The organism is Ruegeria sp. AG6 (assembly GCF_056541565.1).
Genome location: NZ_JBQFYQ010000001.1, coordinates 1,368,603 through 1,384,831, shown reverse-complemented (window position 1 = coordinate 1,384,831; position 16,229 = coordinate 1,368,603). Strand labels below are relative to the sequence as shown.

At 58.6% G+C, this 16,229-nt stretch carries 15 protein-coding genes; 11 read left to right on the top strand and 4 right to left on the bottom strand.

Annotated elements, in window-relative coordinates; all coding sequences use genetic code 11:
* Positions 1 to 36 precede the first annotated feature (36 nt).
* The 6 genes from ACR0I0_RS06930 (at position 37) to ACR0I0_RS06905 (ending at position 5,882) form a co-directional block, all read left to right on the top strand.
* The gene (locus ACR0I0_RS06930; RefSeq protein ID WP_171227849.1) at positions 37 to 945 is read left to right on the top strand and encodes a DMT family transporter; all 909 of its coding nucleotides are present in this window, start codon (positions 37 to 39) and stop codon (positions 943 to 945) included.
* An 87-nt stretch (positions 946 to 1,032) separates the two neighbouring features.
* A complete protein-coding gene (gene betI, locus ACR0I0_RS06925) occupies positions 1,033 to 1,605 on the top strand; it encodes a choline-binding transcriptional repressor BetI (protein ID WP_171630867.1) in 573 nt (190 codons plus the stop codon).
* On the top strand, positions 1,602 to 3,110 hold the full coding sequence (betC, locus tag ACR0I0_RS06920) for a choline-sulfatase (RefSeq protein ID WP_209832461.1): 1,509 nt from the start codon (positions 1,602 to 1,604) through the stop codon (positions 3,108 to 3,110). The genes betI and betC overlap by 4 nt, the downstream gene beginning before the upstream one ends.
* A 70-nt stretch (positions 3,111 to 3,180) precedes the next feature.
* Complete coding sequence (betA, locus tag ACR0I0_RS06915; RefSeq protein WP_480490676.1) at positions 3,181 to 4,839, top strand: choline dehydrogenase; 1,659 nt, start codon at positions 3,181 to 3,183, stop codon at positions 4,837 to 4,839.
* A 55-nt stretch (positions 4,840 to 4,894) separates the two neighbouring features.
* Entirely contained in the window at positions 4,895 to 5,542 is a 648-nt protein-coding gene (locus ACR0I0_RS06910) for a thermonuclease family protein (protein ID WP_480490674.1), read from the top strand.
* A gap of 100 nt (positions 5,543 to 5,642) precedes the next feature.
* The gene (locus tag ACR0I0_RS06905; RefSeq protein ID WP_152458727.1) at positions 5,643 to 5,882 is read left to right on the top strand and encodes an HP1242/YdcH family protein; all 240 of its coding nucleotides are present in this window, start codon (positions 5,643 to 5,645) and stop codon (positions 5,880 to 5,882) included.
* 81 nt (positions 5,883 to 5,963) lie between these two features.
* Here the strand turns inward: ACR0I0_RS06905 and ACR0I0_RS06900 are convergent, their stop codons facing one another.
* Entirely contained in the window at positions 5,964 to 7,364 is a 1,401-nt protein-coding gene (locus ACR0I0_RS06900; RefSeq protein ID WP_152458726.1) for a helix-turn-helix domain-containing protein, read from the bottom strand.
* A gap of 63 nt (positions 7,365 to 7,427) precedes the next feature.
* On the bottom strand, positions 7,428 to 8,633 hold the full coding sequence (locus tag ACR0I0_RS06895) for a multidrug effflux MFS transporter (RefSeq protein ID WP_171722879.1): 1,206 nt from the start codon (positions 8,631 to 8,633) through the stop codon (positions 7,428 to 7,430).
* Between the two features lie 183 nt (positions 8,634 to 8,816).
* Here ACR0I0_RS06895 and ACR0I0_RS06890 point away from each other — a divergent pair, with 183 nt between their 5' ends.
* The 3 genes from ACR0I0_RS06890 to ACR0I0_RS06880 all read left to right on the top strand — a co-directional run bounded on the left by ACR0I0_RS06890 (position 8,817) and on the right by ACR0I0_RS06880 (position 11,431).
* The gene (locus tag ACR0I0_RS06890) at positions 8,817 to 10,349 is read left to right on the top strand and encodes an acyl-CoA carboxylase subunit beta (protein ID WP_171630880.1); all 1,533 of its coding nucleotides are present in this window, start codon (positions 8,817 to 8,819) and stop codon (positions 10,347 to 10,349) included.
* A 109-nt stretch (positions 10,350 to 10,458) separates the two neighbouring features.
* Complete coding sequence (locus ACR0I0_RS06885; protein WP_209832465.1) at positions 10,459 to 10,944, top strand: DUF6497 family protein; 486 nt, start codon at positions 10,459 to 10,461, stop codon at positions 10,942 to 10,944.
* A 133-nt stretch (positions 10,945 to 11,077) separates the two neighbouring features.
* On the top strand, positions 11,078 to 11,431 hold the full coding sequence (locus ACR0I0_RS06880; protein ID WP_152458722.1) for a hypothetical protein: 354 nt from the start codon (positions 11,078 to 11,080) through the stop codon (positions 11,429 to 11,431).
* A gap of 86 nt (positions 11,432 to 11,517) precedes the next feature.
* Here the strand turns inward: ACR0I0_RS06880 and ACR0I0_RS06875 are convergent, their stop codons facing one another.
* The gene (locus ACR0I0_RS06875; protein WP_171630886.1) at positions 11,518 to 12,669 is read right to left on the bottom strand and encodes a DcaP family trimeric outer membrane transporter; all 1,152 of its coding nucleotides are present in this window, start codon (positions 12,667 to 12,669) and stop codon (positions 11,518 to 11,520) included.
* Positions 12,670 to 13,319: 650 nt separating this feature from the next.
* On the opposite strand from ACR0I0_RS06875, the gene ACR0I0_RS06870 reads away from it, so the two are divergent.
* Positions 13,320 to 13,523, top strand: a complete 204-nt coding sequence (locus tag ACR0I0_RS06870; RefSeq protein WP_152458720.1) for a hypothetical protein — start codon at positions 13,320 to 13,322, stop codon at positions 13,521 to 13,523.
* 116 nt (positions 13,524 to 13,639) lie between these two features.
* A complete protein-coding gene (locus ACR0I0_RS06865) occupies positions 13,640 to 15,688 on the top strand; it encodes an acetyl-CoA carboxylase biotin carboxylase subunit (RefSeq protein WP_171666372.1) in 2,049 nt (682 codons plus the stop codon).
* A 76-nt stretch (positions 15,689 to 15,764) separates the two neighbouring features.
* On the opposite strand, the gene ACR0I0_RS06860 is transcribed toward ACR0I0_RS06865, so the two are convergent.
* Complete coding sequence (locus tag ACR0I0_RS06860) at positions 15,765 to 16,211, bottom strand: DUF4174 domain-containing protein (RefSeq protein ID WP_171362466.1); 447 nt, start codon at positions 16,209 to 16,211, stop codon at positions 15,765 to 15,767.
* Positions 16,212 to 16,229 lie beyond the last annotated feature (18 nt).

The following is a 16,229-nucleotide window of genomic DNA, read 5'->3' as shown; positions in this document are numbered from 1 at the left end:
TTGTTCCCGGCCGGGTTTCGGTGTTCAACCTTGAACATGACTTCATCCACCGTATCGTCCCGTCCGCTTGCCGGCATGTTCTGGATGTTCGCCGCCGGCTTGTCCTTTGTTGTGATGACCGCGCTGGTGAAGTCGCTGGGCACATCGATGAATTCCATCCAGGCCGCCTTTCTGCGATATGTGCTGGGGTTGGTGTTTCTGTTGCCGGCCATGCGGTCGATCATGGCGACGCATCTGACCCCCCGCCTGCTGACGCTGTTCGGTCTGCGAGGCGTCGTGCATGCGGTTGCGGTCATGCTCTGGTTCTTTGCGATGACACAGATCCCACTGGCCGAAGTTACAGCCATGAATTACATGACTCCGGTTTACGTCACACTGGGGGCGGCCCTGTTTTTGGGCGAAAAGCTGGCCTTTCGCCGGATTGCCGCGATTTTGGTCGCTCTGGTTGGCGTCCTGATCATCCTGCGGCCCGGGTTTCGCGAAGTGTCATCAGGCCATCTGGCCATGCTGGGAACGGCCCTGACCCTTGGGGGGTCGTATTTATTGGCCAAGATTCTGGTGCGTGACGTACCGCCCGCCGTCGTTGTGGCACATCTGTCGATCTGGGTGACCATTGCCTTGATACCCTTTGCGATCGCCGTTTGGACGCAGCCAAGCCTGCGGGATATCGGGGTTCTTTTTCTGGTGGCCAGCTTTGCGACCGCCGGGCACTATTTCATGACCCTGGCGCTTCAGGCGGCGCCAGTGGCCGTCACGCAGCCGGTGACGTTTCTTCAGCTGATATGGGCCACGATCCTGGGCGCCGCGGTTTTCCATGAAAGCGTTGACGTGTGGGTTGTCGCGGGCGGCACGCTGATCCTTGCCGCCGTGAGCTTTATATCGTGGCGCGAATTCGTGTTGAACCGCAAGGACTTGACGCCTCCGAGTATTGCGCCGAAGCTGTAACGACATCGCTCTCTGATTTTTCATTAATTGACGAGTCAATAAAAACCCCCTAGCGTGGTCCCGTGACGCCTGCTCAAGGGGAGAACGATGCCAAAAGTCGGAATGGAGCCAATCCGCCGGGATGCGATTGTTCGCGCGACAATCGCTGAGCTGGGCGTGAAGAAATCCCTTGATGTAACCGTCAGTCAGATTGCCAAACGTGCGGGCATGTCCAGCGCGCTTGCGCATCACTATTTCGGCGGCAAGGATCAGATCTTTCTGGCCGCCATGCGCCGGATCCTGTCGGACTTCGGCGAAGAAGCAAGGGGCGAGCTGAAAGCGGCTACGCCGGACCAAAGGGCGCAGGCGATCGTCAGGGCGTGTTTTGCGCCTTCTTGTTTCACACCCGATGTGATCGCGGCATGGATGACCTTCTATGTGCTGGCTCAGACAAATGATGATGCCCTGCGCCTGTGGCAGATCTATCAGGCCCGCATCAAATCCAATCTGACCCACGCCCTGCGGCACAAGTTGGCTGACCCGCAGGAGGCGGCCGAGAACATGGTTGCCCTGATTGACGGTCTGTACATCCGCGCCGCACTCAGCGCCCCTGAAGAACCGCAACTGGCCGTGAACCACGCGATGCGTGTGCTCAACACTCTGCTCGAGGCTGAAAAATGACAAAACCGAACATTCTGATCCTGATGGTGGATCAGCTCAACGGGACTCTCTTTCCAGACGGTCCCGCTGATTGGCTTCACGCTCCGAACCTGAAGAAACTGGCGGAACGGTCAACCCGATTTGCCAACGCTTACACGGCGTCGCCCTTGTGCGCGCCCGGGCGGGCCAGCTTCATGTCCGGTCAATTGCCGTCGCGAACCGGCGTCTATGACAACGCGGCCGAGTTTCGCAGCGATATCCCCACATACGCGCATCACCTGCGCCGCGCGGGCTATTACACCTGCCTGTCGGGCAAGATGCATTTCGTCGGTCCTGATCAGCTGCACGGGTTCGAAGACCGCCTGACCACCGACATCTACCCAGCCGATTTCGGCTGGACCCCGGATTACCGCAAGCCGGGTGAACGCATCGACTGGTGGTATCACAACATGGGGTCCGTTACCGGCGCGGGCGTTGCCGAGATTTCCAACCAGATGGAATATGACGACGAGGTCGCCTACAACGCCAAGGCCAAGCTTTATGATCTGGCACGCGGCAAGGATGACCGCCCGTGGTGCGTGACCGTCAGCTTCACGCACCCTCATGACCCGTATGTTGCCCGCCGCAAATACTGGGACCTTTACGAAGATTGCGCACATCTGCTGCCCGAGGTCGCCGATCTGGGTTATGACAATCAGGACCCCCACGCCAAGCGCATCTTCGATGCCAATGACTGGCGCAGTTTCGACATTACCCAAGAAGATATCCGCAAGTCGCGCCGCGCCTATTTCGCCAATATTTCCTATTTGGACGACAAGATAGGCGAAATCCTCGAAGTGCTGGAAACCACCCGGCAAGAGGCGATCATCCTGTTCGTTTCGGATCACGGGGACATGTTGGGTGAACGCGGGCTGTGGTTCAAGATGAACTTCTACGAAGGTTCGGCGCGAGTGCCGCTTATGATCGCGTCGCCTGATCTGCCCGCCGGCCGGATTGATGCTCCGGTGTCAACAATTGACGTAACGCCGACCCTAGGGGCGCTGGCCGGCGTAGACATGGCCGAGATTGCCCCCTGGACCGATGGCGAAAACCTCGTGCCGTTGGCACTGGGCGAGGAACGAACCACACCGGTAGCCATGGAATACGCGGCCGAGGCATCCTACGCGCCGCTGGTCTCGTTGCGATATGGCAAGTGGAAATACAACCGCTGTGCGCTGGACCCTGATCAGTTGTTTGATCTTGAGGCCGACCCGCACGAACTGAACAATCTGGCAGACAGCCCCGAACACGCAGGTACGCTGCAAACACTGCGTGCCAAATCCGAGGCCCGTTGGGATCTGGATCGCTTCGACGCCGAAGTCCGTGCCAGCCAGGCGCGGCGTTGGGTTGTGTACGAAGCGCTGCGGCAGGGCGGATACTACCCTTGGGACTATCAGCCGCTGCAAAAAGCGTCGGAACGCTACATGCGCAATCACATGGATCTGAACATCGTCGAGGAAAACGCCCGGTTCCCACGCGGCGAATAACCTCTTCATCTTTTCGAAAATACTCCCGCCGGAGGCATCCAACCTTCTCGGCGGGGCAGGAGTTGTGGAAATGGAAGCAGATTTTGTCATCGTCGGCGCAGGGTCCGCAGGCTGCGCAATGGCATATCGTCTGAGCGAGGCCGGGGCCTCGGTTCTGGTGATCGAACACGGCGGCACCGATATGGGGCCGTTCATTCAGATGCCGGCGGCGCTGAGCTATCCGATGAACATGTCGCGCTATGACTGGGGCTATCAGTCCGAGCCCGAGCCGCACCTGAACAACCGCCGCCTGGCCTGTCCGCGCGGCAAGGTGATCGGCGGGTCGTCCTCGATCAATGGCATGGTCTATGTTCGCGGCCACGCGCGCGATTTCGATACCTGGGCCGAGATGGGGGCTGACGGTTGGTCTTACGCGGATGTTTTGCCTTATTACAAACGGATGGAAACCTGGCACGACGGCGGCCACGGGGGCGATCCGGCATGGCGCGGCACTGACGGTCCGCTGCACGTGTCGCGCGGCCCGCGCGAGAACCCGTTGTTTCAGGCCTTTGTGGATGCCGGTCAGCAGGCCGGTTACGAAGTCACGGGCGACTACAACGGTGAAAAGCAGGAAGGCTTTGGCCCGATGGAGCAGACCGTCTGGAAAGGGCGGCGCTGGTCTGCGGCGAATGCCTATCTGAAACCCGCGCTCAAGCGCGACAATTGCGATATCGTGCGCGGTCTTGCGTCTCGGGTTGTCATGGAAAACGGCCGCGCCACAGGGGTCGAACTGATCCGTGGCGGCAGGAAAGAGGTCATCAAGGCCCGGCGCGAAGTTGTTCTGGCGGCATCGTCGATCAATTCGCCCAAGCTGCTGATGTTGTCCGGTATCGGCCCAGCGGCGCATCTGGCCGAGCATGGGATCGGCGTCGTGGCGGATCGCCCGGGGGTTGGTGCTAACCTACAGGACCATCTTGAGCTGTATATCCAACAGGCGTCGCTGCAACCGATCACGCTCTACAAGCACTGGAACCTGTTCAGCAAGGGCCTGATCGGGGCGCAATGGCTGTTTACCAAAACGGGACTGGGCGCATCGAACCAGTTCGAAAGCGCTGCGTTCATCCGGTCGAAGCCGGGCGTGGAATACCCCGACATTCAATACCACTTCCTGCCGATAGCGGTGCGCTATGATGGGCAGGCCGCTGCCGAGGGGCACGGGTTCCAGGCGCATGTCGGCCCGATGCGGTCCCCGTCACGCGGGGCGGTCACATTGCGCTCTGCCCAAGCCGCAGATGCGCCGGTGATCAAGTTCAACTACATGAGCCATGAAAAGGATTGGGAGGATTTCCGCACCTGTATCCGGCTGACCCGCGAAATCTTTGGGCAAGCCGCCTTCAAGCCCTTTGCGGGCAAGGAAATTCAGCCCGGTTCCGCTGTCCAAACGGATGAAGAGCTGAACGCCTTTATCGCGGAGCATGCGGAAAGCGCCTATCACCCCTGCGGTACGTGTCGGATGGGGCGCGCGGATGACAAGAATGCGGTAGTCGACCCCCAAGGCCGTGTCATCGGCGTGGACGGGTTGCGCGTTGCGGACAGTTCAATCTTTCCGCAGATCACCAACGGCAACCTAAATGCGCCGTCTATCATGGTGGGTGAAAAAGTGTCGGATTCGCTATTGGGCAAAGATCCGTTGCCGAAGGCCAATGATCGTCCGTGGATTCACCCCAACTGGGCAACCGCTCAACGTTAACCTTTCCAAACGGCCCCCGGTTGAATGCGCGTGAAATACCGCGCATATCGGGGGCATGTTAAGGATTTGTTTAACCTTTGTTCTTCTGCTGCCAGGTCTAACCCATGCCGCAGAGCACCTTGCGGGTCGGGTTCACGTAATCGATGCGGACACCTGGAATGTCGGTGATGTTCGGGTGCGGCTGCACGGTATCGATGCGCCCGAACTGGATCAGACCTGTCAGGATTCCGACGGATCAAGCTGGCCGTGCGGGGCGTGGGCCACTCATATGGTTCAGAAGCAGTTTCAGGGACGGATGACCACATGTGTCCCGGTGGATCGGGATCGCTACGGTCGCATCGTTGCTCGGTGCAGCGTGGAGCGCGAAGACGTCGCCACCCAGATTGTAGAGCAGGGCTTGGCCTTTGCGTACCGTAAATATTCGGACACGTATGCAGGCGCCGAGCGGGTTGCGAAGACTGGAAACAGGGGATTGCACAAAACTCAGATTCAGGTGCCTTGGGTGCACAGGGCGCGCAAGAAACCGAAATCCTCTGATGTATGCATTATTAAAGGAAATGTTTCGTCAAAGGGCGAAAGGATCTTTCACGAACCGGGCCAGAGGTACTATTCCAAGACCCGGATCAGCGCAGCCAAGGGCGAGCGATGGTTTTGCTCTGCTGCCGAAGCACGTGCAGCGGGTTGGCGTGCTGCGCGACGCTGAATTCTGAATTTTTACTGTATGAAATTGATCCGCGTCAAAGTGGGCGGCGCGTCACGCTTCTACCACTGATATGCAACGACATATTAAGGAGCGAACAGACATGTCCCACACCCCGCATGAACTGGCCGAAGAGTTTCCGGACAAGGTTGAACTGATGAGCCAGCTCAAGCAAACGGACGCGCATTTTGCCCGTCTGGCTGATGAGTATCACGAGGTCAATCGCGTTGTGCATCGGGCTGAAACCAACGTCGAACCCATGGAAGACCTGGCCGAAGTTGATTTGCGCAAGAAGCGGGCAGCGCTGAAAGACGAAATCTGGGCGATTTTGTCCAAGGCCTGAACATTATGGCCGGGGGATACTGTCCCTGTCCTTTCCCGGCCCCGGTCGGGGCTCCCCCGGTTAATTTCTGGCCATACGAACTCAGGTGACTTCGTATGGCAGGGTGCCGCGCGTATGGGTGTCGATGCTGAGCCGACGTTCCAGCGGCGGGACCGAGCGCTGATGGCAGTTTTGCCGCTCGCAGATGCGGCAGGAAATGCCGATGGGCTCGTAAGCGCTGGCGTTGTTTATGTCGAGGTTGTCGGCATACACGAGCGCCGGGGCGTGGCGTACCTCGCACCCCAGCGCAATTGCGTACCGCCTGACCGGTGCGCCGAATGAACCACCTGATTTCGACACATCCCGAGCCAGCGAGATATAACGCACACCATCCGGCGTTTCTGCCAGTTGCCGAAGGAAATGGCCCGGCGTTTCAAAGGCCCGATGCACGTTCCAAAGGGGGCATGCGCCACCAAACCGTGCAAATTGCAGACGCGTGGCCGAGTGCCGTTTCGTGATTGTTCCGGCCTGATCCACGCGGACAAAAAAGAACGGGATACCTTTTGCACCGGGGCGTTGCAGCGTCGACAGTCTATGCGCAACCTGCTCAATCGATGCGCCGAACCGGTTGCTGAGCAGCTCCAGATCGTGGCGCTCTTCCTGAGCGGCGGTCAGGAATGCGGAATAGGGCATCAAGGAAGCGCCGGCGAAATAATTGGCGAGGCCGATCTTGGCGATGGACCGTGCCTCTTCGCTTTGGAACTTGGCAAAATCCAGTGTCGCTTCCAGCAGCTTGTCCTGACTGATCAATGCGACCTGCAACAGCAGTTGAAACACTTGCGTTTGCGGAGTCGAGCGGGAGGAAAGGCGCAGGATTTTGCTTTCAGCGTCATAGGTGCGCAAAGGGGCGATGTCAGAGAACATCACTTGAATGCCGCGCTCAGTCAGGCTGTTCAAAGCCGCCTGCCGGATACTGCCCGGGTTTTCCGCGCGATTGGCGAACAGCTCTGCCGCCCGGTCCACGGCGTCGATATAGTTGTCGCAATAGTGGAAGAAGTCCCGCACCTCTTCCCAAGGGCTGGCCTGCATTCGGGCGTCTTCCCGCCCCAAAGCTTCGTCCAGTGACGCGAGGCGTTCATGCGTTTGCCGGTAGGTTTTGTGCAGCTCGATAAATGCGCGGGCCAATGCCGGGGCGTTTGATGCCGTCAGGCGTAAATCGGCAAGTGGCGGCAGAATATCCGCAAAAACCGGGTCGGCCAAAGCTTCGCGCATGTCCGACACCAGTCGCTCGCTGTCGCCGGTGCTGAGCTCGGTGACATCCATGCCGAATTCTTGTGCCAGAGCCAACACAACCGTGGTCGAGATCGGCCGGTTGTTGTTCTCCATCTGGTTCAGATATGGGAGTGAAACACCCAGTTTCGCCGCGAATTCGCGTTGTGTCAGGGCCAGTCGCGTGCGCATTTCACGCAGTTTCGCGCCGGCATAGAGCTTTTGGGTGGCCATGAGGTACCTTTGCAAGTTTTCTATTTTGGAAGACTAACTTTGCAAAGTTTTCGGGGCAAGTGGTCACAGCCCCAATTGCCGTTCTCGCCGAATGACGGATCCAATTGCGAAAATCGCCAGAACTGCGGAGGTGAGCATCAGCCAGAGCAACGGCATGGCTCCGGTTTCCCGGGTCAGCAGGGTGCCTGCCAGCGCGCTCAGGCCCGCGCCGCCCCCCAGCATGATTGCGCCGCTCAGCCCCGAGGCGGTTGCGGCCAGATGCGGACGAACAGACAATGCGCCGGAAGTGGCATTGGGAATGGCCATGCCGTTTCCGACGCCCACAAAGGTCATCAAGCTGAAAAAGCTGAGTGCGGTGCCCAGACCTGTGAGGAACAAGGATGCTGAAAGCGCGACACCCAAAGCGTTCAGCAGGCTGCCCCACAGCACCATCCGGTTGATGCCAATCTGCATGGAAAAACGACCGCTCAGAAAGTTGCCAACAAAATAACCGACTGCCGGTGCACCGAAATATATGCCGACCTGTGCCGCGCTTAGTCCGAACAGTTCGGTTCCAATAAAGGGCGCGCCACCGAGATAGGCAAAGAAGGTGCCCGAAGACAACGCGCAGGACAGTGAATAGCCCCAGAACCGTGGCGAGGTCAGAAGTTCAGGGTATTCCTTGAACTGCTGAACAAGGGTCTTGCCGCTTTTCGCTGACGTTTCGCCAAAATCCGCAAAGGTCAAGGCAAGCGTCAATCCACCCAGGGCGAAAGGCAGCCAGAAATTCGCTTTCCAGCCAAAGCTTTCCTCCAGCAGCCCGCCGATCGCCGGGCCGATCATCGGGACCACGGCCATACCCATTGTCACATATCCGATCATCGATGCCGCCTGATCCTGATCGTACATATCCCTTACCGCGGCCCGGCTGAGAACCATGCCGACAACCACGACCGCCTGGCACATTCTGAACGCCAGAAAGATTTCAACGTTGGGGGCATAGATGCATCCAAGCGTGGCCAGCAGGAACAAGCCGATCCCCCACAGCAGAACTGGCCTGCGACCTGCCTTGTCGGCGAGCGGCCCAATCAGGATTTGCAGAACGGCATTGACCAGAAGATACAGCGCGATCGACAGCTGCATGACCTTGTAATCGGCGCCAAAATACGCGGCCATGTTCGGCAGGCTCGGCAGAAACAGGTTCATGCTCAGCGCAGACAAGCCCGCGAGCAATACCAGTGTCGCCAATGTGGGTGGTGTGCGGCGAACCGCGCGAGAGCTGAACTGCATGGTTCACATGTATAGTCATGGAATTTGGGATTGCCAGCAATCCAGCGATCTCAATAAGAGACTTTGCAAGTTTACAGTTATCCAGATTGTTGTTGCTGAATATTTGCAAATTTGCCGAAAAGGGCTTTGGATGAGAGGCGCAAAGGGGTAGGGTCCCGGCAAATTTTACAGGGGATAATCGTCATGAAAGACATCCTTTCCGAGTTGGAAAACCGCCGCAACGACGCACGACTGGGCGGCGGGCAGAGGCGGATTGATGCCCAGCATGCGCGCGGAAAACTGACGGCGCGAGAGCGGATCGAGTTGTTGCTGGATGAGGGCAGCTTTGAAGAATTCGACATGTTCGTCAGTCATCGATGCACCGAATTCGGAATGGAAAAACAAAAACCTGCAGGTGATGGCGTTGTCACCGGCTGGGGCACCATCAACGGCCGCATGGTCTATGTGTTCAGCCAGGACTTTACGGTCTTTGGTGGGTCGCTGTCCGAGACGCATGCCCAGAAGATCTGCAAGATCATGGATATGGCGGTGCAAAACGGAGCACCAATTGTCGGAATCAACGATTCGGGCGGTGCGCGAATCCAGGAAGGCGTGGCTTCGCTGGCCGGGTATGCCGAAGTGTTTCAGCGCAACATCACGGCCTCGGGGGTGGTTCCGCAGATCAGCGTGATCATGGGCCCATGCGCCGGCGGTGCGGTTTACAGCCCCGCGATGACTGACTTCATTTTTATGGTCAAAGACTCGTCTTACATGTTCGTGACGGGCCCCGACGTGGTCAAAACGGTTACCAACGAGGTTGTAACGGCTGAAGAACTGGGTGGCGCCTCGACCCACACCAAGAAGTCCTCGGTCGCCGACGCCGCGTTCGAAAACGATGTGGAAGCATTGGCAGAAGTGCGCCGTCTGGTGGATTTCCTGCCGCTCAACAACCGCGAAAAACCTCCGGTGCGCCCGTTCTTTGATGACCCTCACCGGATCGAGGATTCGCTGGACACTCTGGTTCCGGACAATCCGAACACGCCCTACGACATGAAGGAACTCATCACCAAAATAGCCGATGAAGGCGATTTCTACGAAATTCAGGAAGATTTCGCCAAGAACATCATCACCGGCTTTATCCGGCTGGAAGGTCAGACCGTAGGTGTGGTGGCGAACCAGCCGATGGTTTTGGCGGGATGTCTGGATATCGACAGTTCGCGCAAGGCGGCGCGGTTCGTGCGGTTCTGCGACTGTTTCGAAATTCCGATCCTGACGCTTGTCGATGTGCCGGGCTTTCTGCCGGGCACACAGCAGGAATATAGCGGCGTGATCAAGCACGGCGCAAAGCTGCTTTATGCATATGGCGAGGCGACCGTGCCCAAGGTCACGGTGATCACGCGCAAGGCGTATGGCGGTGCCTATGTGGTTATGGCGTCCAAACACCTGCGCGGCGATTTCAACTATGCCTGGCCGACTGCCGAAATCGCGGTGATGGGTGCCAAGGGTGCAACCGAGATCATTCACCGGGCAGATCTGCATGATGCGGAAAAGACCGCACAGCATGTCGCCGATTATGAAGATCGGTTTGCAAACCCCTTTGTCGCCGCCGAACGCGGGTTCGTCGACGAGGTCATCATGCCGCATTCGACCCGCCGGCGCGTGTCCAGAGCCTTTGCCAGTTTGCGCGGCAAACAGCTTAAGAACCCATGGAAAAAGCACGACAATATTCCGCTTTGACCCATTCGGGGCGACGTTGTCCGCCCCGGTTGTTGGCACCGGTAGTCCGATTCTGAGCAGGAAATGCTCAAAATTGCGGCGGAATTGACAAAAAGCGACAAATAGTTGAATGATCCGACCCGTCAGACATAGAACCGCGCAGGCCAAAAGCACTGCGCGCGCGATCCCGGAAGGAGGAGCCTGCCTTCGGTGGGTCCGGGATCGTGCCATATGTCTGGTATTGTGCGCGCTCGGCGCTCCTGTTTTTGCCCAGACAGACAGTTCGTTGCCGGTACCGTCCGGTCAGCCCGTGCATCTGAGCGATGTCCTGCTGGACAACAACCCCGGTGAGCTTTGGGTGCGCTTTCGATTTGTCGCCCCGAAGATCGGAGCATCAGTGGGACGGATCGGCTATGATGTGGCGTCCAGGGATATGGAGCATCTGTGCCAGGTTCTTGCCGTTCCTTATGTGGCTCTGCACGAATTGCAGCCATCCAGAGTTGTCATTTCCCTGTCTGATCGCCCGGTGGAATTCGGCGACACCGCTCCGGACGCGACACAGTATTTTGAAGCCTACCGGCTGGAGCAGTCCCGGTGTATCTGGGAAGGGCTTTGACCATGAACTCACGCTGTCATGACGTCAAAGCTTCTCAGACCAACGGTGCGGCTTTGGAGGTGCGCAACATGATCCCATCCAAGTTCGGGTTCGAACTATTTTTGACTGCAAAACAAAGCTGTGGAGTGTCGCCATGCTGAAACATCGCGGGTTTCCAGGGCGTCTTTCAGGCACCGATTTTCAGTTCACTATTCGCCGCGCCAATCCCAAGGGTGTGACGCCGCTGACGCGGCGGGAACGGTTCCGGGATCGCAAACCGGCGGACAAACGTGCCGATGCCGCCTTCATGGAGGCCCTTTGGGCGCATTTCGGCGATCAGCCGTTCGAGAGGGGCAACCTGGATGCCGGACGTCTCAGCTGGCTTTTTGGGCGCGAAGTCATCCCGGCGGAAGATCCTTTTGATCCGGCCAGCTATGACGCGATGCTGGTGATCGATGTGGACGCCGCCCGTGCGTCCTTTCCCGACGTAATCGACGGGACAGGCTGATCGTGATCCAGGCCGCCGCATATCAGCCCTTCAAGACCGGTTTCGGGATGACCCTGCCCGAAACCGGGCAGGATCCGTGTGCGGCGTCAGAAGTTCAACTGAGCGGCCAGCTGAACGCGGCTTCCGTCAAAGGTTCTGCCGGTCGGCGCGTCGTTCCGTTCGCCATAGATGTACTCGGCGCTGAGTGTCAGATCCTCGGTTGCCTTGTAAAATGCGTTGACGTGGATCGTTTCCAGTTCGGTAAACGACAGGGTTCCGGTCGAGGTCGGCAGGTCATAGTCTTCTTTGCCGTATGCAATGCCAACATTCCATTTCGGGCTCAGATCCTGCCGGAATTCGATGGTGTATCCATCCACGTCATTGGCCTGGCCGTTCACGATGGGATCACCAAGGCCGATCAGGTACGGGCCGAGTGCCTCGCCGTTCACATAGTTGACCTGGAACAGACCGCCCTGCCATGGGCGAACCGAGCCGGAAATCGTGAACCCGGTCTGATCAACTTCGACATTGCCGGATTCCGCCTTGCCATAAAGGCCGGACACACGTGCGACATAAGTCCCGTCATTGTATTCGGCGGATGCGGTCAAAACCGGATCGTCCGAGTTCGAACCGCCGACATTCTCTTCGATCGAAACGGCGAAGGACGTGTTCGTTCCGAAAGAGTTGGTATAGCGAACCTGCGGAACCCGTGCGAAAGGGATACCAACGGGGCCGTTGAATTCCACCGAGGTCGGGTAGGTGTCCAGCGGCATGAAGTTGGTCCAGGTCTGTCCGATCAGCCAGTTGTCACCGATGGTGATATTGGCGTGGCGTATACGCAATTCGGCCGTTCCGCCGGAACCGAACAGATCCAGTTCCAATTGTCCGCCGATATCGCCGATACCGCTTGGGGTGGTGGTGCGCAGACCGATCCGCGATTGGCGGACGGTGGCACCAAATGTACCATCGGTCGCGGCCGACGGTTCCCCGATGACATTCACGAACGCCGTGTCGCCCTGATCGAACTCGAAATCGTAGAAGAAGTCGGCCTTTACATAGCCATAAACGTCCAGAACGGTGTTACCGATGCGGAAGTCACCGTTGGCAGGGCTGGCACTGGCGGATTCCAGCGCCTCGACCCGGGCGCGCAAGGCGTCAAGTTCGGCTTGGGTTTGGGCATCCTGAGCAAAGGCAAGCGTGCTGGTCACACAAAGCGCAGAGGCAGCAAGCAGGAGTGCCTTTTTTCTAGTCTTCGTCATGTGGGTGTTCCTTTGAGTGCGAGTGTGCACAAGGACCGTTTCACGAGGTGCAAACCTTGGGAAATCACGAGAATGGGAAGTGAAGGCTTTGATTTTTCAAGTATATGTGTGTTTTTTACTGCGCTGAAACACGACGTCTTGAGCTGCTTGGATAACGCATTGGCGCAAGGCGGTTCTGTATGTCCAACGCTGACCGAGAGTCGTGATGCTGCAACCGCGAAACGCGCGGGAAGCGGCTTGATCTGTCACGAAACTGTGACGGTAAAGCGGCCTCAAACGCCCGAGCAGTATCGAACCGGTATAGGCGCGAAGTTGCGCGGCATTTCCGGGTGTGGGCAGATTCCAGCCGAAATCCCGATTGGAAACAATACTGTGTTTGCCGGCAATATTGTGCTGTGCAAACTGGATGAGCCGTGCGGCTCTACTTTGCCTGCGCCGCACATGCACCTACTATTCCGTACCCCTTCCTTGCGCGGGCAGGCTTGTGTTCCCCACATAGTCCTGTCCGCGTTTTTCTTTTTGCCTGTCACGGACAAAAAGAGGCAAAATCCCGCACAAAAATCGCCGGCGCGTCCGTTGATATTGAATAACAGGGTGTGTTTCGCGCATCTGACCCGAAAAGGACCAAGAAACCAAAAAGGGCAGATACTATGCGATTCTCACGCTTCATCCTTGTTGCGACGACCTGCGCGGGTCTGGCCGCCTGCGGAGACACCACGGGCGAACAGGCAATCCTCGGCGGAGGTGCCGGGGCAGTGGGGGCGGCCGTCCTCAACGCGGACCCGTTGTTTGGCGCAGCAGTCGGCGCGGCGGGCAACGTGCTGTACTGCAAGACACAGAACACCTGTAACTAACGCATATTTTGCGGGGCGCATGTCGTCCCGCCCGTCATCGCGCATCACGCCGTCGTGGGGATTGTTCCCTGCGGCGGCGTTTTGCGTTTCCAGAAGACCAAGCCAAAGGACGTTCCATGTTCAATAAGATCCTGATCGCCAACCGGGGCGAGATCGCCTGCCGGGTTATCAAGACCGCCCGCAAGATGGGTATCGGCACCGTCGCCATTTTCTCGGACGCGGACAAGAACGCGCTGCATGTGTCGATGGCGGACGAAGCCATCCATATCGGCCCGCCACCTGCAAACCAGTCCTATATCGTTATCGACAAGGTGATGGACGCCATCCGCCAGAGCGGCGCGCAGGCGGTCCATCCCGGTTATGGTTTCCTGTCCGAAAACGCCAAGTTTGCCGAGGCGCTGGAAGCCGAAGGTGTGGTTTTCGTCGGTCCTCCGAAAGGCGCGATCGAGGCGATGGGCGACAAGATCACCTCGAAGAAAATCGCGCAGGACGCGAATGTGTCGACGGTTCCCGGATATATGGGGCTGATCGAAGACGCGGAAGAGGCGGTCAAAATCTCGAACGAGATCGGCTATCCTGTCATGATCAAGGCCAGCGCCGGCGGCGGCGGCAAGGGCATGCGGATCGCGTGGAATGACGACGAGGCGCGCGAGGGCTTTCAGTCGTCAAAGAACGAAGCCGCAAGCTCGTTCGGGGATGATCGGATCTTCATCGAGAAATTCGTGACCCAACCGCGTCACATCGAAATTCAGGTTCTGTGCGACAGTCATGGAAACGGCATCTACCTTGGCGAGCGCGAATGCTCGATCCAGCGCCGGAACCAGAAAGTCGTGGAAGAGGCGCCGTCGCCGTTTCTGGACGAAGCGACGCGCAAAGCCATGGGGGAACAGGCGGTGGCCCTGGCCAAGGCCGTGGGCTATTCCAGCGCGGGAACGGTAGAGTTCATCGTTGACGGTGAAAAGAACTTCTATTTCCTGGAAATGAACACGCGTTTGCAGGTTGAACACCCTGTCACCGAACTGATCACCGGCGTTGATCTGGTCGAACAGATGATCCGCGTAGCAGCGGGTGAAAAGCTGTCGATCACGCAGGACGACGTGACACTGACCGGATGGGCGATCGAAAACCGCCTGTACGCCGAGGATCCGTATCGCGGTTTCCTGCCCTCGATTGGCCGTCTGACCCGGTATCGCCCGCCGCAGGAGACGGCAGCCGGACCGATGCTGGCCAACGGCAAATGGCAGGGGGATGCGCCCGAAGGCGATGTTGCTGTTCGAAATGACACCGGCGTCTATGAGGGCGGTGAGATCAGCATGTATTACGACCCGATGATTGCCAAACTGTGTACCTGGGCTCCGACCCGTGATCAGGCGATCGAGGCGATGCGCGTGGCGCTGGACAGTTTCGAGGTTGAAGGCATTGGCCACAACCTGCCGTTCCTGTCCGCCGTGATGGATCATCCGAAATTCATCAGCGGCGATATGACCACGGCCTTTATCGCCGAGGAATACCCCGACGGGTTCGAAGGCGTCGAACTTGCCGAGGCAGACCTGCGCCGGATTGCGGCGTCCTGCGCGGCCATGCATCGCGTCGCAGAAATTCGCCGGACCCGCGTGTCGGGCCGGATGGATAATCACGAACGCAAGGTCGGCACCGATTGGGTTGTCTCCTTCGGGCGCGAGATCCAGTGGCCCGTCAAGGTTAACGCGGATCAGGACGGGGCCACGATCAGGTTTGACGACGGTCAGGAAATGCGGGTGACGGGTGATTGGACACCGGGTGATCAACTTGCCGTCATGACGGTCGATGACGCGCCGCTGGTCATGAAGGTGGGCAAGATCTCGGGCGGGTTCCGCATCCGTAACCGCGGCGCGGATCTCAAGGTGCAGATACGTACCCCGCGTCAGGCCGAACTGGCGCGGCTGATGCCTGAAAAACTGCCGCCGGACACTTCGAAAATGCTGCTGTGCCCGATGCCCGGCCTGGTCGTGAAGATCGACGTCGAAGTGGGGCAGGAGGTGCAGGAAGGTCAAGCGCTGTGCACCATCGAGGCGATGAAGATGGAAAACATCCTGCGCGCCGAGAAGAAGGGCATCGTTGCCAAGATCAATGCAGGCCCCGGCGACAGTCTCGCCGTGGACGAAGTGATCATCGAGTTCGAGTGATCATGACCGCGCTTTTGCCATACCCGTCAAAGCCTCCGGCATTCTGTGCCGGGGCCTTTCGGGGTGGCGAAAGCGGTCAGCCGCCTTCGCGCCGATCGCGGATTTCGCGTTCGCGCAGGGGGGTCTTGTCGATGGACCGGCCAATCTCGCGCACGCTCCACGGAGAAGGTTTGCGCAGTTTGACCACGCCGTCCTTGTCGACGAATACCATCTGGAACCCGCGCGGGCGCAGCTGTGACCGGATCGGAGACCGCGCCGATGGGTCGGTGTCGGTCAGAACCACCACGTCACGCTCACGCATTGCGGCTTCGCCCTCGACCAGCATGTCGATCTGTTGCTGGAACCGCGGGTCCGCCGGCGTGTCGGCAAAGACTACGATAGGTCGGTTGACCCAAAGAAACTCGCTGAGTTCGCTGTCACCCACCGGGCGGACAAAACTGTCATCCGTCGTCGCCGTGCCATCCGCCGCCCAGACAGACATCGGGATTAGTGCCAAGAAAACAAAGGCAAGCGTGCGTGTCATGTGGCCTCCTGTTCCTTC